Source organism: Actinophytocola sp. NPDC049390, from assembly GCF_044466355.1.
Taxonomy (GTDB): Bacteria; Actinomycetota; Actinomycetes; order Mycobacteriales; family Pseudonocardiaceae; genus Actinophytocola.
On sequence record NZ_JBITMQ010000016.1, the window covers coordinates 1 to 24433 of the forward strand.

The window sequence follows — 24433 nt, forward strand, 5'->3', positions numbered from 1 at the left end:
CTCAAAACCGGCACCCGCTACGACGAAACAACCGCCTGGTCGCATCACGTCAACTCGGTTGCGGCTTGACATTCAAGCTCCTGGGATGTCTTTCGGGAGTGCCTGGTTCCGAGGCGCTCCCGGCGACACCTACGTCGGTCGCCTGGCCGTGACGGGGAGGGAGAGCACCCACAGCGGTGTCGCGTTCATGGGTCTCACCTCCTCGGTCGGTGTCACGGTCGGCCGCACGCTACAAGCCCGACGATCACCGGGTCCACTCCTTTTCCGTCTTCCGTGCGCACCCGGTGTGCTGACGGCTGGGCTCATCCGAACGGGTGTTCTTCGCCTGGTTTTTCGCTGGTCGCGCGCTCGCATCGGACATGACCCGCGTCGGTGGGCCTTGACGGGTGTATACCCCCGGCCGGTATCTTGAGCGAACTTGGATACCCCCTGGTGGTATTGCTGGCTGGGGGTTCGTCGCCAGACAAGAGAACCGGAGGTAGCCGTCGTGAAGATCGTGGTGAAGGGGCCGGCCTGGAACTTCGTCCAGCACCTGCTCGAGATGACGATCGCGATGTTCGTCGGCATGTTCGCGCTCGGCATGCCCGCGGAGATGCTGTTCGAGTCGCTCGGCTGGACGGCGGTGACCGAGGACCTCGTGCCGAGCACGCTGCTGATGGCGACCTACATGAGCATCGGCATGGCCGCCTGGATGCGGTTCCGGGGCTGTGGCTGGCCCGCCATCGCCGAGATGAGTCTCGCGATGTACGTGCCCTTCCTGATCATGTACCCGTTCTACGGCGCCGGCGTCGCGTCGAGCACCGCCGTGATGGTCGTCGGGCACGTGCTCATGACGCCCGCGATGGTCGTCGCGATGCTGTTCCGCCTGGACGAGTACACCCGTGTGCACGGGCACCACAAGAAGGCGCACGCGGAGGAGAACCGGGAGCTGGTCGCCTGAGTCAGTCGCCGACGGCCGCGACCCAGTCGAGCTCGTCGGCGGACGGTATGTGCCGGGCGGCTTCCACGACCTTCGGCCACGTGCCGTCCGAGCGCCAGCGTGCCAGGCGTGCGTAGAGCGTCTGCCACGGTCCGAACGCCGCGGGCACCTCGCGCCACGGCACGCCGTGGCGGTGTTTGTAGGCGATGCCTTCGAACAGCCGTCGCGTGCGTGCCGTGTCGCCGAGCAGGGGTGCCAGCCGCCGCCACGCCGAGTCCGATACCTGGGGTTCTACCGCCCCCGCCGTGGGGGTCTTCGGCGCGGTGGGTGGTTTCACCTGGAAACCGAGTTCGGTGATCGCCGCGGTCACGGACGCCGAGCTCGTCCGCCGCGGATCCAGCTCGACCTCGACCTCGCGTGTCCGGTACGTGGCGTGCGCCGCGTGTACGCCGGGGAGCGCGCGCAGCGTGTCGTCGATGAGGACGGCGCAGTCGGCGCAGTGCATGTTCCTGACGTGGAACGTGTGGATCGCCGTCTCCACCCGGCACTCCCTCCAACCCCGTACCTACTATTGCGCACCGTAGGTTGGAGGTTACCGGCCGTGTCCCGTTGCTACTAGGCCCCCTCGTAGTTTTTCGATACCAGGGTAGGGTATGTGGTCGGTCGTGCGCGGTTGGTAAGGCAATCGCAAGGTTTCGCGCCACGGTTCGTTCGACGACCGACTGCACAATCGCGGGGGAGTTGTCCTCGAAGCGTGGGAGCGGGATGCGACGCGACGACCGTCCGATCGAGAGCGGTGGCCCCGTGCGGGCCACGTTCGTCGCTGTCGGTGAGCTGTTGTTGTGGCCACAGAGTGTGCGCGACCGCGCCGTCACCACGGAGGAGGCGGCCGCGTGGCCGGCGTTCGCGCTCGTCGTCGGCGAGCGCCGCGACCTGCTGGACTCACCGGCTCGGGCGCTGCTCGACCTGCTGGAACACGTGCGGCGGACGGAGAGGCCGGTGTCCGTCGCCGCGCGTTGCCGGTGGACCGTCGCGAACGCGCCGACGGCGTTGCTCCGGCTCACCGTCCAGGCGCGCCAGCCGATCCTCTTCGACGTCGACATCCTCGTGCCCACCGCGCGGCTCCTCGGGCTGCTGCCCGCCGTCGCGCGGGGAGTGCCGTTCGCCCTCACGACGAACAGGCACCTGCGGGACCTGGGCGACGCGGTCGACGTACGTCGGGTCCTCCGGCACGTCGTGGTGGTGCAGAGCCCACCCGTGCCCGAGCTGGCCGAGATCGCGGACGAACTCGCCTGGTCGCGCCCGCCCGTCGACGGCAGCGGACCCACCTGTCGCTGACCGTGTCACCGCGGCGCACCCGGACGTGGTCGGAACCTGTGACCGGTAGAGGCCGCCGCCGAGCACCGTGACCTCCCAGCGCGATCCGAGGAGGTCCCTGTGAACGTCACCATGGCGACGACGACCGCGATCGGAGCGGTTCGAGGTCGGACACGTTCGATGGCCGCCCGGGTGCTCCCGGCGGGGTTCGCCGCGGGCGTGGCGGGGTGCCTCGGGTCGGTGCTGGTGCCGTGGGCGGTGACGGTGCCGTGGCTGATCGCGTGCTGCGGTGTGGTGTTCGCGGGGTCGATCGCGAGCGGGGTGCGGCGGGACGTCCGGTCGGTCACGCGGGTGGAACTGGTGCTCGAGACGGAACCGCGCGGTGTCGTGGTGCGCGGCCCGTGGGTGACGCGCAGGCGCGACCTCGGTGGCGTGCTGGCGATCCAGGCGTGGTGCGACTGCGTGCCGGTGCTGTTGCCCGAACTCGATCCGCACCTGGACGTCATCGAGGTGGTCTCGCGTGACGGCACGACCGTCCGGGTCACCCCGGGAACGGCGTTCGGGCCCGAGGTCCTGATGACGTGGCGGGAGTGGCTCGAACCGCTCGGCGTGAAGGTCGTCGACTGGCGGGCCGACTGATGTGGCGCGGTGTGGCTGCCGGGGCGGCCGTCATCTGCCTGTTCACCGGAGTGCCGCAGCCCACCGCGAGCGCGGAGCCGGGGCGGTGCCCGACGGTCGCGCCGCCGGGCGCCGCCGATGGCCGCCTGGCGTGTGCTGACCTGCGCGGCGTGGACCTCGCCCAGGATGACCTGGCCGGCGCGGACCTGCACGGAGCCGATCTGCGCGACGCGTACCTCGTCCAGACGGATCTCGCCGGTGCCGACCTGGCCGGTGCGGACCTGCGGGGCGCCGACCTCGCCCAGGCGGATCTGCGCGGCGCGGATCTGACCGGGGCCGTTCTCACCGGTGCCGACCTCGTCCAGGCCGACCTGACCGGCGTGGACGCGCGCGGCGCGGAGTTCGGGGAGGTCGACCTCAGCCAGGCGGACCTGCGCCACGCGGACCTGCGCGATGCCGATCTGCGCGGCGCGGACCTGACGCAGGCCCTGGTCGACGACCTCGACCTGCGCGGCGCGAACCTGGCGGACATCGAGTGGCTCGACGCCGAGAAGGTTCGGCTGGACACCGCGAGCCTCCGGGGCCACCGGCAGATTTCCTGGCTGCTGTGCTGGCCGGCGCTGGCGCTCGCGCTGATCTGGTGGCGTGCGCGGACCGGGCACCTCGTGCGCCACCGAGCGACCACCCCGGTCCGTGCCGCCGAGGTCGTCATGGCCGGTGCGGCGGTCGCGCTCACGGTCGGCGGTCTCCTCCTGCTGGCCACCGGCGCGGCGCGGGCCATCGCCAGACAGGCGATGGCGTACCTGCGCACCGTCGATCCCGGTCCGCTCAGCGCGTTCGGCGCCGAACCAGCGCACCAGCTCCTGTCGGGTGCCGTCGCGGTGGTGATCGCCTGCGTGCTGTTCCCGTTGGCGCGGTCGCGGCGCCCACCGCGGCGACGGGCGCCGCGCACCGGGCAGGTGGTCATCGGCGGCCCCGAGACGAGAGGAGCCGCCGTTCTCCGCCGGTCCCGGACCGACGGCCCGGAGTCCCGCCTGGTGTCCGTGTCCGGTCTGGTCCTCGCGGGCGGCGGGCATGAACCGTACGTGCTGGTCGCGGGCAGAACGGACGCCAACCGCCCGGTGAGCAGGGTCCTGCCGTGGCACGCGCTGACACACGTCCACCTGATTCGCGTGCTCGGCACCGCGCACGCGAATCAGGCGGTGGTCACGCTGCACGAACCCGGCGCCGACGCGCCGACCGAGTACGCGAAGGAACTGCACATCACCGGCGCGCACGTCATCCGGCTCCGCGCCACACTGCCCGCGGAGATGATCACGGACAGCGTGCGGGCACCGTCGTCGGACTGACCACCGCCACGTCAGCGCGGGCCGGGTCGCGCGAAGGCGGCCAGCGACAACAGGTAACGGTGCCCGGGCAGGCCGGACAGGACGACCTCATCGCCGGTCGGGACGAACCCGACGCGCGCGAGCACCGCACGGGAGCCGGCGTTGTCCTCGGCGGCGGAGGCGTGGAGTTCGCGCAGTCCGTAGTCCTGTGCCGCGGTCACGCACAGCTCGTTCACCGCGGTGGTGGCGAGTCCCCGGCCGGTCGCCTTCTCCGCGATCCGGAACCCCAGTTCGGCGGCACCGTCGGCCACGTCGACCAGGTTCACCCGGCCCAGGACCTCGTCGTCGTCACCGACCACGACGTGGAAATGGCACAATCCGGACTCCTGCTCGGCGAGCAGGCCGTGGAAACGCTCGTGGAACTCCGTGAAGTAGTCGTCACCCCGGTCGGGCACCGACGCCGCGAAGTAGGCACGGTTCTCCCGCTCGAACGCGAGCACGGCAGGGGCATGGTCACGACGGAGGCGTTCGATCCTGTGCACACGAGCACGGTACGCGCCGCCGTGACACGTCCCCGGAACACGTGACCGTCAGCGGAAAGTGGCTGAATAGCGCCTTCGGCGCATCCGCGTGGACCGAAGGACGCAGCCGTGAATCGTCGAATGGTCAACAATTTGGTTGGTGATTGTCCTACCGGACGCGGTCTGTCTAATGTCGAGGGTGTCCGCGCGGACACGCCACATCCCTGCATCACACCTGCGGCCAGCGTGCCCCGGGTGTGCTTCCCCTACCCCGAGGGAGAACCCCGATATGGGAGAAGTTCGCGTGTCCTGGTTACGAAGACTGGCCGGCCTCACGGTGGCCGCGGCCGCGGCGACGGCGGGCCTCGCCGCGACGCCCGCGGCGGCGGCCGAGGGTGACGTGCTCGGCGCGGGCCGGGCGGGCGCCATCGACGGCAGCTACATCGTCGTGCTCCGTGACGACGCCTCGGCGCGATCCGCCGCGGCCACCACGGCGCGGTCACTGACCACCGAACACGGCGGCGAGGCACGCGTGGTGTACCGCCACGCGCTCAACGGGTTCGCCGCCCGGATGACCGAGCGGCAGGCCAGGGCGATGGCCGCCGACCCGCGCGTCGAGTACGTCGAGCAGGACGCCGTCGTGCGCGCCACCACCGACCAGCTGAACCCGCCGTCGTGGGGCCTGGACCGGATCGACCAGCGTGACCTGCCGCTGGACGACAAGTACTCCTACGCGCCGACCGCCGCCAACGTGCACGCGTACGTGATCGACACCGGCATCCGGACCAGCCACACCACCTTCGGCGGGCGCGCCACCTGGGGCACCAACACCGTCGGCGACGGCAACGACAGCGACTGCAACGGGCACGGCACGCACGTGGCCGGCACCATCGGCGGCGCGGAGTACGGCGTCGCCAAGGGCGTCCAGCTGGTCGCCGTCAAGGTGCTCGACTGCGGCGGTTCCGGCAGCTTCGCCGGGGTCATCGAGGGCATCGACTGGGTGACCGCGAACGCCGTCAAGCCCGCCGTCGCGAACATGAGCCTCGGCGCGTCCGGCAGCCACGCGGCGACCGAGGACGCGGTGCGCAACTCCATCGCCTCCGGTGTCACGTACGCGATCGCGTCCGGCAACTCCAGCGCGGACGCCTGCAACTACACCCCGGCCAGGGTCGCCGAGGCGATCACGGTGAACGCGACGGACTCGTCCGACACGCGGGCCTCCTTCTCCAACTACGGCTCGTGCACCGACATCTTCGCGCCCGGCGTCGGCATCACGTCGTCCTGGAGCACCGGTGACTCCGCGAGCAACACGATCAGCGGCACGTCCATGGCGACGCCGCACGTCGCGGGCGCGTCCGCGCTGTGGCTCGCCGACCACCCGAGCGACGCGCCCGCCACCGTGGCGGCCGCGCTCGTCGCCAACTCGACCCCCGGCAAGGTGCTCAACCCGGGTACCGGCTCGCCCAACCAGTTGCTGTTCACCCCGTCCGACGGCACGCCCGGCGCGCCGCTCGTCGCCAACCCGGGCAACCAGACGAGCAGTGCGGGGACCGCGGACTCGGTGCAGCTGACCGCGTTCGGCGGGACCGCGCCGTACACGTGGTCGGCGACCGGCCTGCCCGCGGGCATGGCGATCGACGCGGCGGGCCTGGTGTCCGGCACGCCGAGCACCGAGGGCACCTACGAGGTGACCGCGACCGCCACCGACAGCGCGGGCCTGTCGGCCAGCACGACGTTCGGCTGGACCGTGTTCCCGCCGAGCACCGACTGCGCCGCCAAGTCCGCCAAGAAGAAGGTCGCCATCACCGACAACTCGACGGTGGACAGCCCGATCGCGATCAGCGGCTGTGGGGGTGCGGGCAGCTTCGAGGCGACGGCCGAGGTGCACATCGACCACACCTGGATCGGTGACCTCGTGGTGGACCTCGTCGCCCCCGACGGGAGCGTGTACAACCTGCACAACAGGACCGGCAGCGGCACGGACGACATCAACCAGGTCTACACGGTCGACCTGTCCGGTGAGCTCGCCAACGGCACCTGGATCCTGCGGGTCAGCGACCGGGCGGCCGGTGACACCGGCCGGATCGTGAGCTGGACGCTGGACCTGTGATCGACGGGGCCGGTGGTGGGTCTCCCCGCCACCGGCCCTTTTCGTATATCAGAAGAGACCGGAACGTGCGGTGTGATGCCCCGCAGTGATCGGACCGGTACGCCTCTTCCCAGTTCTGGCCGGTAACCAAGCGGGTTCCGATCGTGAGTTTTGCGAACTATCTTGCCTATCTGGAGGTCGCCTAATATATTTCACGCCAACGGAGGTGCCCATGGATGTGCAGCCAGTCGTTGGTGAACCGGATCCCCGGGTTCGCGTCGTGGAGTCCGCCGAGGGGCTCGCGGTGGTCGGCTGGCGGTGCGCCGGGTGCGGGCTCGCGGTCGTGGAGCCGTCCCTCCGCTGCGGTGACTGCGGCGCGCGGGTCGACCAGGTTTCCTTGCGTCCCAACGGGATCGTGTGGTCCTGGACGGCGATGGGCGTCGGGCCGGACCGGGGGACGGCCTTCGCCTACGTCGACCTCGACGACGGTCCCCGGGTGCTCGTCCGGCTCGACGGCGACGCCCCGCGCGCGGTCGGCACCCGGGTGCGGGTGCGCGCCGTGACGCCCGGTGGCGACCTGGAGGCCGGGGCATGAGCCCGTGGGTGTACGGGATCGGGAGCAGCCGCTTCGGCAGGCAGCCCGACGCCGAGGTCGCGGACCTCGCCGCACGGGCCGGGCTCGACGCGCTCCGCGACGCCGGTGTCGACCGGGTGGACGCCGTCTACGTGGGCACCGTGTTCGGTGAGATGGGGGCCGCGCAGCGGGTGACCCACCGGCTCGGACTGCACGGGGTGCCGGTCGTCCGGATCGAGAACGCCTGCGCCAGCTCGACGACCGCACTGCACGAGGCCGCCGCCGCCGTCGCGGCCGGGCGGTACCGGACCGTGCTCGCGCTCGGTGTCGAGCACATGTCCCGCCTGCCGAAGGGGCCGCTGCCGCCCGAGCCGCGCGACCCGCACGGCCGCGCCGGGTTGCTGCTGCCCGCCCTGTACGCGATGGCCGCCACCCGCTACCTCGAGACCACCCCGCTCACCCGCGCTGACCTCGCCGCCGTCGCGGTCAAGAACCACGGCAACGCCCTCGCGAACCCGCTCGCCGAGTTCGGCGCGCGCCTGTCCGTCGACGAGGTCCTCGCCGCGAAGACCATCGCCGAACCCCTGACACTGCACCAGTGTTCGCCGATCTCCGACGGCGCCGCCGCCGCGGTCGTCGGCGTCCACAGAGGACACGAACGTGACGTCGAGATCGCCGGCACCGAGCTGCGGTCCGGTGCGCCGTGGGACTCGCGGTCCCCGCACGTGTGGGGTTTCGACGTCGTGCGCGACACCGCGCGCGCCGCGTACGCCACCGCGGGCATCGGCCCGGACGACGTGGACCTCGTCGAGTGCCACGACGCGTTCACCATCGGCGAGGTCACCACGACCGAGTCGCTCGGCCTCGCGGACGTCGGGGAGGGATACCGGCTCGTCCGCGACGGCGTGACCGCCGTGGACGGCAAGACCCCGGTCAACCCGTCGGGCGGGCTGCTCGGCCGCGGCCACCCGCTCGGCGCCACGGGCCTCGGGCAGGTGTACGAGGTCGTCACCCAGCTGCGGCACGAGGCGGGGGAGCGGCAGGTCGCGCACGCGCGCACCGGCGTCGTCGAGACCATGGGCGGCGGCGTCACCGGCATCGACGGCAACGCGTGCGTCGTCGTCGTGTTCCGCGGGAGGGACCGGTGAACCTCGCCACCCTGCTGCACCGCAACGCCCGCCGCGCGCCCGGCCGCCTCGCCATTGTCCAGGGGGACCACCGCGTCACCTACGCCGAGCTGTCCGTGCGTGTCGCCCGCCTCGCCGGGCTCCTGCACGCGCAGGGGGTCCGGCCCGGTGACCGCGTCGGCATCCTGCAGCGCAACGGGATCCCGTTGCTGGAGTCGCTGCTCGCCTGCTTCCACGGCGGGTTCGCCGCGGTCCCGGTGAACGCCCGAAGCACGCCGTACGAGGTCGGCGTCATCGCCGACGACGCGGCCGCGGCCGCCTGGCTGATCACCGCCGAGTACACCGGGCACGTCGACGGCACTGTCCTGCACGGTGCCGTGGCCGACGCGGAACCGTTGCCGCGACACGGTTCCGCGGGCGACGACCCGGCGTGGATCTTCTACACCTCCGGTACCACCGGCCGTCCCAAGGGGGCCGTGCTCAGCCACGCGAACCTCGCCGCCATGGTCCTCGCGTACCTCGCCGACGTGCGCGACCTCGACGGCCACGCCACAGTCCTGCACGCCGCACCGCTCACCCACGGCTCCGGGCTCTACGCCCTGCCCGCCATCGCCAAGGGCGCGACCCAGCTGATCACCGCGTCCCGTGCCTACGACCCCGCCGAGGTGCTCGGCCTCGTCGAGACCGAACGGGTCACCGACATCGCCTTCCTCGCCCCCACGATGGTCAACCGGCTCGTCCGTGCACAGCAGGAGAACCCGCGCGACACCGGGTCCCTCGTCAACGTCGTGTACGGCGGCGCACCCATGTACCCCACGGACATCGCCCGCGCGCTCGACGTGTTCGGGCCGGTGTTCTCGCAGATCTACGGGCAGGCCGAGGCGCCCGTCACGATCACCACGCTGCACCGCACCGAGCACACCGAGGAGCGGTACGGCACCGTCGGCCACGCCTACACCTCCGTCGAGATCGGCGTCCGCGACGGCGACACCGTGACCGACCGCGGTGACGGGGAGATCGTCGTTCGCGGTGCCGTGGTGATGACCGGGTACTGGCGCAATCCCGAGGCGACCGCGACGTCCATCGTGGACGGCTGGCTGCGGACCGGTGACATCGGCCGGATCGAGGCCGACGGCACGGTCCGCCTGCTCGACCGGGACAAGGACGTGGTCATCAGCGGCGGCGCCAACATCTACCCGCGCGAGGTCGAGGAGGTCATCCTCACCCACCCCGACGTCCGCGAGGTCGCGGTCGTGGGCGCACCGGACGCCGAGTGGGGCGAGCGGCTCGTCGCGGCCGTCGTCGCCGAGGAGGGCGCCGACCGGGCCGCGCTGTCCGAGCAGATCGAGAAGCTCTGCCGGGAACGCCTGTCCGGCTACAAGGTCCCGCGCGACATCGAGTGGATGTCGCAGCTGCCCAAAAGCCCCTACGGCAAGGTTCTCAAGCGCGAGCTGCGGGACCGGTACTGGAGTGGTCGTGACCGTGTCATCTGAGCGCGTCGGCTGGCCGGCCGGGCTCGACGCCCCCGTGCCGGCCGGGTACGCGATCGCGCACGCCGCGTGCGACCGCTGGGCGGACGACCCGGCCCGCCGTGCCCTGCTCGACCTGAGCGGCGGCGAGCCGAGGTGGTGGACCTTCGCCGACGTCCGGGACGCGTCGAGCAGGCTCGCCAACGCCCTTGCCGCACAAGGGGTCCGGTTCGGCGACCGGGTCGCGATCGCGCTGCCGCAGAGCGCGGACGCGGCACTCGCGCACCTCGCCGTCTACCGGCTGGGCGCGATCGCGGTGCCGATCAGCCTCATGCACCGCGAGGAGGCCATCGCCCAGCGGCTGTCCGACAGCGGCGCCACCGTCGCGATCACCTCCGCCGAGCACTGGGCCGCGGTCGTCGAGCACAGCGCGGTCGCCGACGGTGTCACCTGGCTGCGCACCGGTACCCCCGAGTTCACGGCCATGACCACCTCCGGGTCGACCACGACCCCGGGCGCACCGGTCGGCGCGGAGACCCCGGCCGTCATCGTCTACACCTCCGGTACCACCGGCGCTCCCAAGGGCGTCGTGCACGCACACCGCGTCGTCGCCGCGCACGCCGCCCCGATCTCCCTTGCCCACGACGGGTTCCCGCGGGAGCACGACCTGCTCTGGAGCCCGGCCGACTGGGCGTGGGCCGGTGGCCTGATCGACTGCCTGCTGTCGGCGTGGCACGCTGGCGTGCCGATCGTCGCGCACCGGGCCAGGAAGTTCGACCCCGACGAGGTGCTGGACCTCATCGCACGGCACGGGATCCGCAACGCCTTCCTGCCCGCCACCGCGTTGCGGCTGCTGCGCCGCTCGGACCGCCGGGCGACGCTGCGCAGCATCATGACCGGGGGCGAGCCGGTCGACGAGGACGTCGTCGCCTGGGCCACCGAGGAACTCGGCGCCACCCCGAACGTGGTGTTCGGGCAGACCGAGGCGTCCTGTGTCGTCGGCAACTCCCACGCCGTGCTGCCGCAGCGCCCCGGCGCGCTGGGCGTCGCCTACCCGGGCGCCGAGGTCGCGGTCCTCGACCCGGGCGGCAGCGCCGAGTGCGCACCGGACGAGCTGGGCGAGATCGCCGTCCGCGCCGACAGCCCGGCCGTGATGCTCGGCTACTGGCAACGGGAAGCCGACACCGAAGCCAAGATCGTCGACGGCTGGCTGCGCACCGGCGACCTCGGCCGCCGCGACGCCGACGGCTACTTCTGGTTCACGGCCCGTGCCGACGACCTGATCATCTCCAGCGGCTACCGCATCGGCCCGGTCGAGATCGAGAGCTGCCTGCAGGCCGACCCCAGGGTCGCCGAGGTCGCCGTGGTCGGGCGGGCCGACGCGGAACGCGGGCAGGTCGTGTGCGCGCTCGTCGTGCCGCACGACGGTGTAGCGCGCACCGACGTGCTGGCCGACGAGCTGCGTGCGCGGGTGCGCGGGCGCCTGGCCACCTACGAGGTGCCGAGGGTCGTCGAGTTCCTCGACGCGCTGCCGCGCACCACCACCGGCAAGGTCCAGCGCTCCGCCATCCGGCGGGCAGGGGAGTGAGGACACACATGGGGATTCCCCGGGAGTGGGAGACGATCGAGGTCGACGAGGCCGACTCGATCGCCACCGTGACGCTCAACCGGCCCGACCGGATGAACGTCATGAACCTGACCATGCGCGACGAGCTGGTCGCGTGCTTCGACCACCTGCGCACGGCCGTCGACAAGGTGCGTGTCGTCGTGGTCACCGGCGCCGGTGACGCGTTCTGTGCGGGCGGCGACGTCAACGACTTCGACGGCACCGCCGCCGAGGACCTGCACGACCTGATGCGGTTGCGCAGCCACCGCTGGTTCCAGGGCCTGTGGTCGCTGCCGCAGCCCACGATCGCCGCGGTCAACGGCACGGCGGCGGGCGGCGGTGCGAACCTCGTGCTCGCCACCGACCTCGCCATCGCCTCCGACCGCGCCCGGTTCGGCGAGACGTTCATCCGTGTCGGACTGATGCCCGACCTCGGCGGCCTGTACCTGCTGCCGCGCCTCGTCGGGCTGCGCAAGGCGAAGGAGCTGTGCTTCTCCGGTGAGCTGATCCCGGCCGAGCAGCTCGCCGAGCTCGGGCTGGTGTCGCGGGTCGTACCGCACGCGGACCTGTACGCCGAGACCATGCGGCTCGCACAGGACCTCGCGGCGAAACCGAGGCACACCCTGGCGCTCACCAAGATGGTGCTCAACCGGGCCACCGAGCAGTCCATGGAAGAGGTGCTGCTCAACGAGCTCCTCGGCCAGTCCTACCTGTTCGGCACCCGCGACCAGCGGGACGCGCTCGCCGCGTTCCTCCATCCGTCCACATCGGACGGAAAGGCGGTGGACGGTGACCGGTAGGCACTTCGAGGAGTTCGCGGTCGGCGACGTGTACGTGCACGTCCCGTCCAGGACCGTGACCGAGACGGACAACGTGCTGTTCTCCACGATGACGATGAACCCGCAGCCGCTGCACCTCGACGCGGAGTTCGCGCGCACCACCGAACACGGCAGGCCGGTCGTGAACGGCATGTTCACGCTCGCGCTCATGATGGGCCTGACCGTGCACGACACGACGCTCGGCACCACGCTCGGCAACCTCGGCTTCTCGTCGATCGACTTCCACCGCCCGGTGTTCGCCGGCGACACGCTCACCGCCGAGACCGAGGTGGTCGGCGTGCGGCCGTCGCGGTCCAAGCCCGACCGCGGCATCGTCGAGTTCGAGCACCGCGCCCGCAACCAGCGCGGCGAGCTGCTGATCACCTGCCGCCGCGCTGGCATGATCCTGCGGAAGGAGGCGGCGGCGTGACCCCGGCCCGCTCCTGGCTGTACGTGCCGGCCCACGACGAACGCAAGATCGCGAAGGCGCGCACCGCGGGCGCCGACGCGGTGATCCTCGACCTCGAGGACGGCACTCCGGCCGACCGCAAGGAGATCGCCCGCGATCTCGTCGCCAGGGAGCTCGCCGACCGGCCCGGTCCCACCCGGTACTGGGTGCGGATCAACGCGGTCGAACCCGGCACCGGCTGGGAAGCGGACGTCGACGCCGCCCACGCCGCGGCGGGGCTGGTGATCGCCAAGGTGTCGCGGGCCGACCAGGTGCGTGCGGTGCACGAACGCGCCGGTGAGCGGGAGCTGGCCCCGATCGTCACCGAGAACGCGGCCGGGGTGCTCGCGATGGCGGAGACGCTGACCGCCGCGCCGACCGTGCGGGTCGCGTTCTGGGGTTCGGAGGACCTCCAGGCCGACCTCGGTGCCCGCGCGGTCCGCGACGACGCGGGCGACCTGCTGGACGTGTTCCGCGTGGTGCGGTCGCTGTTCCTCATCCACTGCGCGGCCGCCGGGGTCGCCGCCGTGGACACGCCGTGCCTGGACATCCGCGACCTCGACGCGGTCGCCACCGACAGCCGCGCCGCCTACCTCCTCGGGTTCGCGGGCAAGCAGGTGATCCACCCGGCCCACGTGCCGAACGTCAACGCCGGTTTCCTGCCCACCGACGCGGAGGTCGCCGCCGCGCGGGCGGTGCTCGCGGCGTTCGGCGACCGCGACGGCGGCGCCTACCGGGTCGCGGGCGGCATGGTCGACCAACCCCACCTGCGCAGCGCGAAGGCCGTGCTCGCCAGGGCAACCGAGGCGGGAGCCACCCCATGACCAACAGCGCCGTCGAGATCGCCGAGCACCTCGCGTCCGTGCGGGACGCCGACCTGCCGGACAGCGCGGTCCGCGCCGCGCACACCTGCATGGTCGACACGTTCTCCGTGCTGACCGCGGGCGCCGACACCGACGTGATCCGCAGGGTCCTGCCCGTGGTGCGGGCGTGGGGCGGCGCACCGCAGGCGACCGTGTGGGGCACGGGGGAGCGAGTACCCGACCACTCCGCGGTGTTCGCCAACGCCGCGATGGTGCACCAGTACGACTTCGACGACACCCACGACACCGCGGTCTGCCACCCGACCGGCGCGTCGCTCACCGCGGCGCTCGCGGTCGCCGAGGCCGAGGGCGGGGTCAGCGGCGAGCTGCTGACCCGCGCCGTCGTCGCGGGCAACGACCTCACCTGCCGGATCGCCGGCGCCATCGACGGTGGCCTGTGGGACTTCCCGTGGGTGCGCGCGCCGGTCGCCGGGATCTTCGGCGCCACCGCGGCGGCGGGGGTCGTGCTGGGCCTGGACGCCGGGCGGATGCACGCCGCGCTCGGGCTCGCGCTGCCGCAGGCCGCGGGCACGCTCGAGTCGGTCACCGGCCACAGGTCGATGGTGCGGTCGATCCGCGACGGCCTGGCGTACAAGGACGCGATCGTCGCGGCCCGCCTCGCGCAGGCCGGTGTGCGTGGTGACGACCGGGTGTTCGACGGCCCGTACGGCCTGTACGGCGCGTACTTCGACGGGAAGTACTCGCCGGAACGCCTGACCGCCGGGCTGGGCACGCGGTACGCGGGCGACGGGGTGTCGCTCAAGCCCTGGCCGAGTTGCAGGCACACCCACGCCACGCTGACCGCGTACCTGGAGGTGCTGGCACGTCCCGAGTTCGCGGCCGCCGAGGTCGCGTCCGTGACCGCGTACGTCGGCACCGGCAACCTGCGGCTCTGCGACGGGAAACCCTGGCCCGCCAACCACATCGACGCGCTGTGCCACCTGCCGTTCGTGTTGTCGGTGGCGACCGTGCACCGCGAGGTGCCGCTGCGCGCGTTCGAACAGGAGGGCCGCGCGGACCCCGCCGTGCGCGACGCGGCCACCCGGGTCCGGTGGGAGCACGACCCCGCGCACGACCGGCTCGGCACGATCGAGCCCGGCCGGGTGCGTGTCGAGTTCACCGACGGCCGCGTCGCCGAGGCCGTCGCCGAACGCGGGCTCGGCCACCCCGAGCACCCGCTGTCGGCCGAGCAGCAGCGCCGCAAGTGGCGGGACTGCGTCACCCACGGCGCGCCGAAACTCGCCGGTGCCAAGGCGGACGCGTTGTACGACGCCATCCGGCGGGTGCCGGAGATGACCGACGTCCGTGAACTCGGTGAGGAGGTCCGCCGTGCGGTAGCCGAGCAGTAACATGCGGTATTTCAGCCTCGCGCCATCGAACAGGGGAGTGGTCCACGTGCCGGAGCGGAACGCGTTCGCGGCGACACTGCGAGACCGGATCGCGCAGCAGCTGCGCGACCAGATCCTCAGTGGTGTGCTGCCCAACAACTCCAAGATCGGCATCGACGAGCTCGCCGAGCAGTTCGGCAGCAGCCGCACCCCCGTCCGCGAGGCGCTGATCGAGCTGTCGCACCAGGGACTCGTCGAGATCGTGCCGCGCAGGGGCGCGACGGTCACCGGCATGTCCGTCGACACCGTCCGGGACAACTTCAACGTCTTCGGCGGCCTGTCCGGGCTGGCCGCGGAGTGGACGACGATGCGTGCGAACGACGAGACGATCGCGCGGCTCCGCGGGATCGTCGACGAGGCCGGGCCGGACATGTCGGCCGAGGCGCTGATCGAGAACAACTGGCGGCTGCACCGGGAGATCAACCGCAACTGCGGTTCCGACCGGCTCATCGCGTTGATCGGCCAGCTGTCCTCGACCATGCCGGCCAGCTACTTCACCTTGATCCCAGAACAGGTCCAGATCAGCCTGCGCGAGCACGCGGACCTGGTCAACGCCATCGCCCGCGGCGACGCGGCCGGTGCGCGCTTCCTCGCCGAACACCACCTTCGGCAGGCAGGAGAACAGATGGTGCAGCGCATCGAGAGCGCCGCGCGGGACACGGCGGCGTCATGACCGCGGCAGCGGCGCGGCGCGCCGAGCCCGTACTGGACGACGACGCGGCGGCGCTGCTCGCGGCGAAGGCGGTCGAGCTGGCCAAGGCGGCCGGGCTGCGGGTGGCGGCGGTCGTGGTCGACGCCGCGGGCCAGGTCGTCGCCGTGCGACGCCAGGCCGACTCGTACCCGACGACGTACAACATCGCCCGCGCGAAGGCCTTCACCTCGGCCAACTTCGGGCGCGAGTCCGGTGAGATGGGCAGGTTGCTGGCCGGCGTGGAACGCGGCATCCACATCACGCAGGCCGACGACCGGCTGCTGTTCGTCGACGGCGGCTGCCCACTGGTGCGCGACGGCGTGCTCGTGGGCGGGATCGGCGTCAGCGGCGCGTCCGCGGACGAGGACCTCGCGTGTGCGCGTGGTGCCGTCGAACACTGGGTGACCGGCCGCTGACCAGCGGAGTCACGTAGCGGTATCGATCTTCCGGCGGCCTTGTCGGTGGGAGTGGCCGCATTATAGGCATAAAAAATATCAGCGACGCTTCAGTGGAGAGGCGGATGTGCTCATGACTCGAGCCCACGCCACGACAACCGCACCGACGACACTCGGCCAGGTCAGCCTCACCGGCTTCGGGCAGTGGTTCCGCAACGGAGCCGCGGCCCGGTGGGCGACGCGTGACGTGAGTCTGGAGATCCCGGCCGGGCAGTTCGTCTCGGTCGTCGGCCCGTCCGGGTGCGGCAAGAGCACGCTGCTCAACGCGATCGCCGGGCTGCGCAGGCCGTCCTCGGGCGAGGTTGCCATCGACGGCCGCCCGGTGTCCGGTGTGGACCGCGGTGTTGGCTACCTGTTCCAGCGGGACGCGTTGCTGCCGTGGCGGTCCGTGCTGTCCAACGTGATGCTGCCGCTGACCTACCGCGGTGTGTCCAAGAAGGACGCCACACAACGCGCCCGCGCCTGGATCACGCGGGTCGGCCTGTCCGGCTACGAGGACCACTACCCGCACCAGCTGTCCGGCGGCATGCGCAAGCGGGTCGCGCTCGCGGCCGTGTTCGTCTACGAGCCGCGGGTCCTGCTGATGGACGAGCCGTTCAGCGCGCTCGACGTCCAGACCCGCAACCTCATGGAGAACGAACTGCTCGACATCTGGCACGAGACACGCCCGACCGTCCTGTTCGTCACCCACGACCTGGAAGAGGCCCTCGGCCTGTCCGACCGGGTCGTGGTGTTCACCGCCGGCCCCGGCCGCATCAAGTCCGACTACGAGGTGAACCTGCCCCGCCCGCGGCTGTTGACCGAGATCCGTTTCGACGCCGCCTTCCAGGAGCAGTACGAGACCTTGTGGAACGACCTCCGCAGCGAGGTCATGACCGCCTACGAGGCGGAGTCCGGCTCCGCAGGGGGAGCCCCAGCGAACACGTCATCTCGATGAGGAGAACCTGACGATGAACACTCGATTCCGGGCCGGGCGGATGATCGCCGCGGCCTGTGCCCTCGGCCTCGCGGTCACGACGAGCGCCTGCGGCAGCGCGGACGGCGAAGGCGGTGAGGTCCCGCCGACGGTCACGATCGGCATCGGCGGCGCGGGCGTCATCGCCTACGCGGCCACCTACGTGGCCAAGCAGGAAGGCTTCCTCGACGAGGAGCTGAAGAAGATCGGCAGCAAGCCCGAGTACGTCGACCTCGAAGGGTCGGTGCAGGCGGTGCAGGCGCTCGCGACCGAGGAGGTCGACTTCGTCACCAGCGTTTCGTCGGCGGGGCTCGCGGCCGTGGCGGAGGGCGCCGAGGTCACCGAGGTGTCCCAGTTCCTCACCACCGACATGGTGTTCCTGACCGCCACCCCCGGACTGCCCACATCGGACAGTGACCCGGCGGCGATCGTCGAGGGCCGGAAGTGGGGCATTCCCGGGTTCGGCTCGACCGCCCACCTCACCGCGCTGTCCGCGCTGGTGCAGTGGGGCTACCAGCCCGACGACGTCGAGTTCGTGCCGATCGGGCACGTCGCGTCGTCGGCCGCCGCGGTCGAGCAGAAACTCGCCGACTACTACTGGCTCGGCACGGTCGCCGAGGGGCTCGTCGCCGACGGCACGGTGAACCTGGTGCTCGACTTCTTCGACCCGGCGGTGACCGAGAAGTACTACGGCGGCGGGTACGCGACCGCGGGCCTGTTCGCGCTGCCGTCCTACCTCGAGGACCAGCCGGAGGTGGCCAAGGCGGTCGTCACCGCGCACACCCGCGCGATGGCCGCCATGAACGACGCGAAGGACGACCCCGCCGCGGTGATGGCGATGCTGCCCGAGGACCTGCGCGGCGACGCCACCCTCGCGCTGCTGGCCAGGGTGCTGCCCGGCTACTCCGCCGACGGCACGGTCGACCAGGCCGCCATCGAGCGCGTGGTCGAGGCGAGCAAGGCGGGCGAGCTGATGGCGGCCGACGCCGAGATCGACGCCGCCTCCTTCGCCAACAACGACTACCGGTAGGCGATGATGGCAACGCGAACCGAACTCCCCACCGCCGCCGAGCCGGAGGTGAAACGGGCGCCACGCAACTGGCCGTGGCAGCTCCTGGTGTTCGCCGCCTTCGTGGCGGTGTGGCACCTGGGCGTCCAGTACGGACTGCTCTCGCGCCGGTCGTTCGCGGAGCCGGCCCAGGTGTTCGCGTGGATGTGGGACTGGCACAGCTCGGGTGCCAGCCTCCCGCACCTCGGCTTCACGCTGTCGGCGGCAGGCATGGGGTACCTCGTGGGCATCGTGCTCGGCGCGGCCGTCGCGGCGCTGTTCGTGTTCGTGCCGTTCCTCGGCCGCGTGTTCAACCCGTTCATGGCGCTGGTGAACGGCATTCCGAAGATCGTGCTCGCGCCGCTGCTGGTGCTGGTGTTCGGGCTCGGCGTGGAGTCCAAAGTGGCCACCGCGGCGCTGCTCGTGTTCTTCGCGTCGTTCTTCAACTTCTCCGGCGGCCTGCGCAGCGTCAACCGCGTGCTGATCGACAACACGAAGTCGCTGGGCGCGTCCCGGCTCCAGATGGCCACGTCGCTGTACCTGCCCGCGATGGTGGCGTGGACGATCTCGACGCTGCGGGTGGGCATCGCGTTCGCGCTGCTCGGCGTGGTCGTCGGCGAGTTCGTCGGCGCCAGCGAGGGGATCGGCTGGAACATCAAGCTCGCCGGTGAGCTGACCCAGCCGGAACGGTTGCTCGGCGCACTGATCACGCTCGGCCTGGTCGCGGCCGCGGTCGACCGGGTTCTCGTGGTCGTCGAACGGAGGTTCTCCCAATGGAAGCTCGCGTGATCACGGCGTCCCGGCCGGTGCCACCGGTGGACCCGGTCGTGCCGTCGTCGGAGCTGGCGGGCCCGCGCAGACGGGAACGGGTGGTGACGGCGCTGGTGTGGCTGTGCCGCGCGCTGGTGGTCGTCGCGCCGCTGATGTTGTGGCAGTACCTGTCCGACGAGCGGATCATCCCGCGGTTCCTGTTCTCCTCGCCCGAGGCGGTGTGGGAGCGGCTGGTGGACTGGACGCTGGACGGGACCATCGCGTCGAACGCGTCGTTCACGCTGATGAACGCGTTCCTCGGCTACTTCCTGGGCCTGTTCGTCGGGGTCGCGCTGGCCGTGCTGTTCACCGTGTCGCCGCGGCTCGGCGGCGTCTTCATCCCGTTCCTCACGATGATCAACGCGATCCCGCGCATCGCGTTCGCGCCGCTCCTGGTGGCGTGGTTCGGGTTCGGCCTCGCGTCGAACATCGCGCTCGTCGTGCTGGTGATCGTGTTCGTGAACTTCTTCGCCGCCTACGGTGGACTGTCCGCCGTGGACGAGGGGAACCTGTTGTGGGCCAGGGCGCTCGGCGCGTCCCGGTGGCAGGTGTGGACGACGGTCCGCCTGCCCGCGATCGGGGTGTGGGTGCTCAGCTCGCTGCGCATGTGCATCGGGCTGGCGCTGTCGGCCGCGATCGTGTCGGAGTTCGTCGGCGGCGCGCGGGGGATCGGGTACCTCGCGGCGTCGTCGACCAACACGTTCAAGAGCGCGGGCGTGTACGCCGCGATCACGGTGACGATCGTGGTCGCCGGTTTGCTGGACGTGTTCCTGAGAATGGCCGAGCGGCGGATGACCCAGTGGTCCGCCCACGTGTGATTGGAGCCCTGACGTGACCTGGCGCATGCACCACATGAACATCCCCGCGCACGACATCGAGGCGTCCGCGGAGTTCTACGAGAACGTGCTCGGGATGACCCCGAGCACACCGCCCTTCCGGTCCGACTACGACCCGGGCCGCAAGATCGGCTGGTTCGAGACCGAGGGGTCGGCGCAGCTCCACCTCGCCAAGCCCGACCCCAACTTCGCGCAGCGCAACGGCATGCACGTCAACCCGACGGTCAACGGTCACGTCGCGATCGAGGTGGACGACCTGGACGCGGTGAAGGAGCGCCTCCGCGAGCGGGGCCTGTACTTCGCGGACCCCGGCAACTGGGCCCTGCGCGACTACCGCCAGATCTACTTCCTCGACCCGTCGATGAACTGCGTGGAGGTCAACCAGCGCCTGTGACCAGCGGGTTCACGTCGTCGAGGAGAGGCGTTCGGTTGCGGAGGGTGTCGCTGCGTGACGTACCGTAGTGCGGGCGGCGACGGTCCGGCCACGGGTCCGGACGTCGTGGCACTTTTCACACGCTTCCCGTGGCTCGTTCACCCGATCGCCATGAGACGGTGACCGGGGAAGCCCCAGCCCGCCGAGAGGAGCACGCGTGTCAGGTCTGGACGAGAAGCTTGGGGAGATCTACGCCGAGGTCGTGGGGCGCAACCCCGGCGAGACCGAGTTCCACCAGGCCGTGCACGAGGTGCTCGACTCGCTCGGGCCGGTGATCGCGAAGCACCCGGAGTACACCGACAGCGCGGTGCTGCGGCGGCTCTGCGAGCCGGAGCGGCAGATCATCTTCCGGGTGCCGTGGGTGGACGACGCGGGCACCGTGCGGATCAACCGGGGGTTCCGGGTGGAGTTCAACTCCGCGCTGGGTCCCTACAAGGGCGGCCTGCGGTTCCACCCGAGCGTCTACCTGGGCATCGTGAAGTTCCTCGGCTTCGAGCAGACCTTCAAGAACGCGCTCACCGGCATGCCGATCGGCGGCGGCAAGGGCGGCTCGGACTTCGACCCCAAGGGGCGCTCCGACGGCGAGATCATGCGGTTCTGCCAGGCGCTGATGACCGAGCTGTACCGGCACATCGGTGAGTACACCGACGTGCCCGCCGGTGACATCGGGGTCGGTGGCCGGGAGATCGGGTACCTGTTCGGCCAGTACAAGCGGATCACCAACCGGTACGAGTCCGGCGTGCTCACCGGCAAGGGCCTGGCGTGGGGCGGGTCACAGGTGCGGACCGAGGCCACCGGCTACGGCACCGTGTTCTTCGTCGAGGAGATCCTCAAGACCCGCCGCGACTCGTTCGAGGGCAAGCAGGTGGTGGTGTCCGGCTCGGGCAACGTCGCCACGTACGCGATCGAGAAGGTCCAGCAGCTCGGCGGTGTCGTCGTGGCGTGCTCGGACTCCGCGGGCTACGTGGTCGACGAGAAGGGCATCGACCTCGACCTGCTGAAGGAGATCAAGGGCGTGCGACGCGCCCGCATCGACACCTACCCGGGCGAGCGCGGGGGCGTCGCACGGTACGTCCCCGGCCGCCCGGTGTGGGAGGTCCCCTGCGACGTCGCGCTGCCGTGCGCGACGCAGAACGAGCTGGACGGCGCCGGCGCGGGCATGCTGATCGCGAACGGCTGCACCGTCGTCGCCGAGGGCGCCAACATGCCCTGCACGCCGGCGGCCGTGCGGCTGTTCACCGAGGCCGGCGTCGTCGTCGCGCCCGGCAAGGCCGCCAACGCCGGTGGCGTGGCGACCAGTGCCCTGGAGATGCAGCAGAACGCGTCTCGGGACACCTGGACGTTCGAACACACCGAACGCCGCCTGGCCGAGATCATGCACAGCATCCACGACCGCTGCCTGGCGACCGCGGACGAGTACGGCGTCCCCGGCAACTACCTGGCCGGTGCCAACATCGCCGGGTTCACCCACGTGGCCGACGCGATGCTCGCGCTCGGGGTCATCTAGCTCGACCGACGCCCGGCACGAGCCTGCCGACCCGGCGCGCGTAGGTCAGGTACGCCTCGCCGTGCGTGCGGATCAGGTACGGCTCCTCGACCACGCGCACCTGCGACTCGACCGCCACCACCAGAACCGCCAGCGCGCCGATCGCCACGGCGTTGGGCGCCAGCAACGTCAGACCGAGCCCCGCGACCGTCATGGTCGTGAAGATCGGGTTGCGCACGACCCCGAACGGACCGGTCGTGACGAGCCCCGTGGTCTCGTCCGGATCGACGCCCACCCGCCACGAGTCACCCATCGCGCCCTGTGCCCACAGTGTCGCGGCGATCCCGGCGACGGCCACGACGACACCCGCCACGCGCGTGAACCACCCGTCCACTGCCGCGACCGGCGCCACCACGCCGAACGCCTGGAGCGCCGGTGCGACCAGCCCGGCGACCACCGCGACCACGAACAACGCGCCCGCGATCCACTCCGCCGACCCCGGCCGGCCCCGCATCCCGTTGAACCCCGCCGACCCGGTCCGCCGCCGGTGCACGATCGCGCGCACCCCGAACGCCAGGACCATGAACGCCAGGTAGAGGACCAACCCGACCGCGCTCATCACCTGCTCCACCAGACCTCCAATGATTGTCATATTGCAATGTGTGCATACTAACCAGGCGGCGGCGCGCACACACATGCCACTGGTCCAGGTCACACATCCGCGACAGGATGGCCGTGGTCGGTGGAAGGACGAACTCCGATGGTGACGATCAGCAACGACGACCCTGTCGCGAGCGCCGCGACCGCCGCTGTCCACGCCGGCGACGTGGGCGCGCTCCGCGCCCTGCTGGCCGAGCACCCCGGGCTGGCGACCGCGAGGCTCCGGGAGCGTGCCGGGGACGGCACCGAGTGCGCGCGGACGCTCCTGCACGTGGTCACCGACTGGCCAGGGCACTTTCCCCACGGCCCGGCGACCGTCGTGGCGCTGGTCGAGGCCGGTGCCGACGTCGACGCCCGGTTCGAGGGCGCGCACCGGGAGACACCGCTGCACTGGGCGGCGAGCTGCGACGACGTGGCCGTGCTCGACGCCCTGCTCGACGCGGGCGCGGACATCGACGCCACCGGCGCGGTGATCGGCGGGGGCACGCCGCTGTCCGACGCGACCGCGTTCGCCCAGTGGGACGCGGCGTTCCGGCTGGTCGAGCGCGGTGCGGCCACGACACTGTTCACCGCGGCCACGCTCGGGCTGCAGGACCGCGTCACCGCCTACTTCGCCGCGCCGGCCCCACCCCCGCGCGACGGGGTGAACGCCGCCTTCTGGGGTGCCTGCCACGGCGGACGCCTCCCGACCGCCCAGTACCTCGCGGACCAGGGCGCCGACGTCAACTGGATCGCGCCCTGGGAGCCGGCCACCCCGCTCGACGCCGCCCAGCGCACCAACCCGGACGCCGACGACCTGATCGGCTGGCTCCGCGCACGAGGCGGAAAGCCCGCCGTCGACCTGGTTTCCTGACCGGAGTGCCCTGCCTCGGCGCCCGCCTCAGGGCGACGCTGTCTCGTCCTTCGACGTGGCGTCGCCGCTCCGCCGACGGGTTCCGGTCCTGGCCGCGACGGGCACCCGGGACCGGAACCACCGTCGGTGCCGGTCAGGCCTCGGGCACGTGGATGTCGCTGAGGTGGACGTCCACGGCGGCGACGTCGAGACCGAGGATCTCTTCGACGGCCTCGATCACCGCGACCCGCACCTGCTCCGCCAGCGCCTTGACCGCGTTGCCGTACTCGACCACGAGCGGCACCCTGATCGTGGCGACGTCGTCAGCCACCTCAACGGAAAGGTCGTCGTCGAGGCTGTGCACGCCATCGATCTTCCCGGCGGCGACCCGCACGACCTTCGACACCACCGCGTCGGCCATCGTGGTGTTGCCGCGCACGCCCGCCGCGGGCCGGGCCTCGGCCTGCTCGGCCTGCTCGGCCTGCTCGGCCTGGTCGGCGTCGGCCGCGTCGGTCTCCGCGTCCGTCTTCGTGGCGGGCGGAGCGTCGGCCTGCTCGACCGCGTCGGAGTCGGCCTCCTCGGAGATTTCCCCGTCCTCGTCGGCGATTTCCGCGTCCGCGTCGCCGGTCTCGTCGTGCTCCTCGGCAGCGTCCTCGGCGTCGGCGCTCTCGGTGGCCTGATCCTCGGCGTCGCCCGCGGTGGTGTCGTCGCTGTTCTCGGAATCGTCGGTGGACGTCGCTTCGGTGGTGTCGGTCTCGGCGGTGGTGTCCACGCCTTCGGCGAGGTCACCGGTGTGCACGACGGTGGGCGCCGCCGTGTCGTCCGCCTCGGGGGCGACGGCCACGTCCGCGGCCGGGACGCTGCCTTCCTGGACGGTCGTGGCGGTCGCGACGCCCTCGGGGGCGGCGTCGGTCCGGGAGCGGCCGAAGAAGTTGCTGATGATTTCGGGCATGGTTGAAGAACCCCTTACGTGAGCGACGACTTTCGGGGGAGCTGGCCAGCTGGTGGCGCCATGATAGGCGCCACGGTCGTGATCCCGATCACTGGCCCGGTCATCGAGATTTCGTTGTGTCCCAACGATGTCCGGCCCGAGACAGGTCGCCGCGGCCCCAACGGACACCGCAGGTGGGCGGCTCGGCGAG

General features: G+C 71.5%; 26 protein-coding genes. 22 read left to right on the forward strand and 4 right to left on the reverse strand.

What is annotated here, in order from left to right; genetic code table 11:
- Window positions 1–487 precede the first annotated feature (487 nt).
- Window positions 488–940 carry a hypothetical protein gene (locus tag ACIBVP_RS35900; RefSeq protein WP_396110920.1) on the forward strand — a complete coding sequence of 151 codons (453 nt, stop codon included), beginning with the start codon at window positions 488–490 and terminating at the stop codon, window positions 938–940.
- Between the two features lies 1 nt (window position 941).
- Here ACIBVP_RS35900 and ACIBVP_RS35905 read toward each other — a convergent pair whose 3' ends face one another.
- Complete coding sequence (locus ACIBVP_RS35905; protein WP_396110921.1) at window positions 942–1460, reverse strand: transposase; 519 nt, start codon at window positions 1458–1460, stop codon at window positions 942–944.
- A 224-nt stretch (window positions 1461–1684) separates the two neighbouring features.
- On the opposite strand from ACIBVP_RS35905, the gene ACIBVP_RS35910 reads away from it, so the two are divergent.
- The 3 genes from ACIBVP_RS35910 (at window position 1685) to ACIBVP_RS35920 (ending at window position 4203) form a co-directional block, all read left to right on the forward strand.
- On the forward strand, window positions 1685–2257 hold the full coding sequence (locus tag ACIBVP_RS35910) for a hypothetical protein (protein ID WP_396110922.1): 573 nt from the start codon (window positions 1685–1687) through the stop codon (window positions 2255–2257).
- A gap of 159 nt (window positions 2258–2416) precedes the next feature.
- Window positions 2417–2875, forward strand: coding sequence for a hypothetical protein (locus tag ACIBVP_RS35915; RefSeq protein ID WP_396110923.1), 459 nt, complete (start codon window positions 2417–2419; stop codon window positions 2873–2875).
- A gap of 11 nt (window positions 2876–2886) precedes the next feature.
- Complete coding sequence (locus ACIBVP_RS35920) at window positions 2887–4203, forward strand: pentapeptide repeat-containing protein (RefSeq protein ID WP_396110924.1); 1317 nt, start codon at window positions 2887–2889, stop codon at window positions 4201–4203.
- 11 nt (window positions 4204–4214) lie between these two features.
- On the opposite strand, the gene ACIBVP_RS35925 is transcribed toward ACIBVP_RS35920, so the two are convergent.
- Entirely contained in the window at window positions 4215–4724 is a 510-nt protein-coding gene (locus tag ACIBVP_RS35925; RefSeq protein ID WP_396110925.1) for a GNAT family N-acetyltransferase, read from the reverse strand.
- A gap of 283 nt (window positions 4725–5007) precedes the next feature.
- Between ACIBVP_RS35925 and ACIBVP_RS35930 the strand changes: the two genes are divergently transcribed.
- The 17 genes from ACIBVP_RS35930 to gdhA all read left to right on the forward strand — a co-directional run bounded on the left by ACIBVP_RS35930 (window position 5008) and on the right by gdhA (window position 21820).
- Entirely contained in the window at window positions 5008–6813 is a 1806-nt protein-coding gene (locus ACIBVP_RS35930) for a S8 family serine peptidase (protein WP_396110926.1), read from the forward strand.
- 211 nt (window positions 6814–7024) lie between these two features.
- Window positions 7025–7387, forward strand: a complete 363-nt coding sequence (locus ACIBVP_RS35935; protein WP_396110927.1) for a Zn-ribbon domain-containing OB-fold protein — start codon at window positions 7025–7027, stop codon at window positions 7385–7387.
- Window positions 7384–8514, forward strand: a complete 1131-nt coding sequence (locus ACIBVP_RS35940; protein WP_396110928.1) for a thiolase family protein — start codon at window positions 7384–7386, stop codon at window positions 8512–8514. The genes ACIBVP_RS35935 and ACIBVP_RS35940 overlap by 4 nt, the downstream gene beginning before the upstream one ends.
- On the forward strand, window positions 8511–9986 hold the full coding sequence (locus ACIBVP_RS35945) for an AMP-binding protein (RefSeq protein WP_396110929.1): 1476 nt from the start codon (window positions 8511–8513) through the stop codon (window positions 9984–9986). Before ACIBVP_RS35940 ends, ACIBVP_RS35945 begins: the two co-directional genes overlap by 4 nt.
- The gene (locus ACIBVP_RS35950) at window positions 9970–11550 is read left to right on the forward strand and encodes an AMP-binding protein (protein ID WP_396110930.1); all 1581 of its coding nucleotides are present in this window, start codon (window positions 9970–9972) and stop codon (window positions 11548–11550) included. Before ACIBVP_RS35945 ends, ACIBVP_RS35950 begins: the two co-directional genes overlap by 17 nt.
- An 8-nt stretch (window positions 11551–11558) precedes the next feature.
- Entirely contained in the window at window positions 11559–12368 is an 810-nt protein-coding gene (locus tag ACIBVP_RS35955; RefSeq protein ID WP_396110931.1) for an enoyl-CoA hydratase/isomerase family protein, read from the forward strand.
- Complete coding sequence (locus ACIBVP_RS35960; protein WP_396110932.1) at window positions 12358–12816, forward strand: MaoC family dehydratase; 459 nt, start codon at window positions 12358–12360, stop codon at window positions 12814–12816. The genes ACIBVP_RS35955 and ACIBVP_RS35960 overlap by 11 nt, the downstream gene beginning before the upstream one ends.
- Complete coding sequence (locus tag ACIBVP_RS35965) at window positions 12813–13658, forward strand: HpcH/HpaI aldolase/citrate lyase family protein (protein WP_396110933.1); 846 nt, start codon at window positions 12813–12815, stop codon at window positions 13656–13658. The genes ACIBVP_RS35960 and ACIBVP_RS35965 overlap by 4 nt, the downstream gene beginning before the upstream one ends.
- Complete coding sequence (locus ACIBVP_RS35970; protein WP_396110934.1) at window positions 13655–15046, forward strand: MmgE/PrpD family protein; 1392 nt, start codon at window positions 13655–13657, stop codon at window positions 15044–15046. Before ACIBVP_RS35965 ends, ACIBVP_RS35970 begins: the two co-directional genes overlap by 4 nt.
- 46 nt (window positions 15047–15092) lie before the next feature.
- Complete coding sequence (locus tag ACIBVP_RS35975; RefSeq protein WP_396110935.1) at window positions 15093–15758, forward strand: GntR family transcriptional regulator; 666 nt, start codon at window positions 15093–15095, stop codon at window positions 15756–15758.
- Window positions 15755–16192, forward strand: coding sequence for a heme-binding protein (locus ACIBVP_RS35980; protein WP_396110936.1), 438 nt, complete (start codon window positions 15755–15757; stop codon window positions 16190–16192). Before ACIBVP_RS35975 ends, ACIBVP_RS35980 begins: the two co-directional genes overlap by 4 nt.
- A 112-nt stretch (window positions 16193–16304) precedes the next feature.
- Entirely contained in the window at window positions 16305–17168 is an 864-nt protein-coding gene (locus ACIBVP_RS35985; protein ID WP_396110937.1) for an ABC transporter ATP-binding protein, read from the forward strand.
- 13 nt (window positions 17169–17181) lie between these two features.
- Window positions 17182–18216, forward strand: a complete 1035-nt coding sequence (locus ACIBVP_RS35990) for an ABC transporter substrate-binding protein (protein WP_396110938.1) — start codon at window positions 17182–17184, stop codon at window positions 18214–18216.
- A 3-nt stretch (window positions 18217–18219) separates the two neighbouring features.
- Complete coding sequence (locus tag ACIBVP_RS35995) at window positions 18220–19023, forward strand: ABC transporter permease (RefSeq protein ID WP_396110939.1); 804 nt, start codon at window positions 18220–18222, stop codon at window positions 19021–19023.
- Complete coding sequence (locus tag ACIBVP_RS36000; RefSeq protein WP_396110940.1) at window positions 19008–19862, forward strand: ABC transporter permease; 855 nt, start codon at window positions 19008–19010, stop codon at window positions 19860–19862. Before ACIBVP_RS35995 ends, ACIBVP_RS36000 begins: the two co-directional genes overlap by 16 nt.
- Before the next feature lie 13 nt (window positions 19863–19875).
- Window positions 19876–20274: a VOC family protein gene (locus tag ACIBVP_RS36005; protein ID WP_396110941.1), complete on the forward strand. Its 399-nt coding sequence runs from the start codon at window positions 19876–19878 to the stop codon at window positions 20272–20274.
- A gap of 196 nt (window positions 20275–20470) precedes the next feature.
- A complete protein-coding gene (gene gdhA, locus ACIBVP_RS36010) occupies window positions 20471–21820 on the forward strand; it encodes an NADP-specific glutamate dehydrogenase (protein ID WP_396110942.1) in 1350 nt (449 codons plus the stop codon).
- Here the strand turns inward: gdhA and ACIBVP_RS36015 are convergent.
- Window positions 21813–22451 (reverse strand): methyltransferase family protein, encoded by a 639-nt coding sequence (locus tag ACIBVP_RS36015; RefSeq protein ID WP_396110943.1) that lies wholly within the window; start codon window positions 22449–22451, stop codon window positions 21813–21815. The genes gdhA and ACIBVP_RS36015 overlap by 8 nt on opposite strands.
- A gap of 108 nt (window positions 22452–22559) precedes the next feature.
- Between ACIBVP_RS36015 and ACIBVP_RS36020 the strand changes: the two genes are divergently transcribed.
- Complete coding sequence (locus ACIBVP_RS36020; RefSeq protein ID WP_396110944.1) at window positions 22560–23312, forward strand: ankyrin repeat domain-containing protein; 753 nt, start codon at window positions 22560–22562, stop codon at window positions 23310–23312.
- Window positions 23313–23445: 133 nt separating this feature from the next.
- On the opposite strand, the gene ACIBVP_RS36025 is transcribed toward ACIBVP_RS36020, so the two are convergent.
- A complete protein-coding gene (locus tag ACIBVP_RS36025; protein ID WP_396110945.1) occupies window positions 23446–24243 on the reverse strand; it encodes an Asp23/Gls24 family envelope stress response protein in 798 nt (265 codons plus the stop codon).
- Window positions 24244–24433 lie beyond the last annotated feature (190 nt).

Coding starts and splice junctions, on each gene's coding strand:
- ACIBVP_RS35910 (WP_396110922.1), top strand. CDS start 1,685: ATGCGACGCGACGACCGTCCGATCGAGAGCGGTGGCCCCGTGCGGGCC.
- ACIBVP_RS35915 (WP_396110923.1), top strand. CDS start 2,417: ATGGCCGCCCGGGTGCTCCCGGCGGGGTTCGCCGCGGGCGTGGCGGGG.
- ACIBVP_RS35935 (WP_396110927.1), top strand. CDS start 7,025: ATGGATGTGCAGCCAGTCGTTGGTGAACCGGATCCCCGGGTTCGCGTC.
- ACIBVP_RS35940 (WP_396110928.1), top strand. CDS start 7,384: ATGAGCCCGTGGGTGTACGGGATCGGGAGCAGCCGCTTCGGCAGGCAG.
- ACIBVP_RS35955 (WP_396110931.1), top strand. CDS start 11,559: ATGGGGATTCCCCGGGAGTGGGAGACGATCGAGGTCGACGAGGCCGAC.
- ACIBVP_RS35970 (WP_396110934.1), top strand. CDS start 13,655: ATGACCAACAGCGCCGTCGAGATCGCCGAGCACCTCGCGTCCGTGCGG.
- ACIBVP_RS35980 (WP_396110936.1), top strand. CDS start 15,755: ATGACCGCGGCAGCGGCGCGGCGCGCCGAGCCCGTACTGGACGACGAC.
- ACIBVP_RS35985 (WP_396110937.1), top strand. CDS start 16,305: ATGACTCGAGCCCACGCCACGACAACCGCACCGACGACACTCGGCCAG.
- ACIBVP_RS35990 (WP_396110938.1), top strand. CDS start 17,182: ATGAACACTCGATTCCGGGCCGGGCGGATGATCGCCGCGGCCTGTGCC.
- ACIBVP_RS35995 (WP_396110939.1), top strand. CDS start 18,220: ATGATGGCAACGCGAACCGAACTCCCCACCGCCGCCGAGCCGGAGGTG.
- ACIBVP_RS36000 (WP_396110940.1), top strand. CDS start 19,008: ATGGAAGCTCGCGTGATCACGGCGTCCCGGCCGGTGCCACCGGTGGAC.
- ACIBVP_RS36015 (WP_396110943.1), bottom strand. CDS start 22,451: ATGACAATCATTGGAGGTCTGGTGGAGCAGGTGATGAGCGCGGTCGGG.
- ACIBVP_RS36020 (WP_396110944.1), top strand. CDS start 22,560: ATGGTGACGATCAGCAACGACGACCCTGTCGCGAGCGCCGCGACCGCC.
- ACIBVP_RS36025 (WP_396110945.1), bottom strand. CDS start 24,243: ATGCCCGAAATCATCAGCAACTTCTTCGGCCGCTCCCGGACCGACGCC.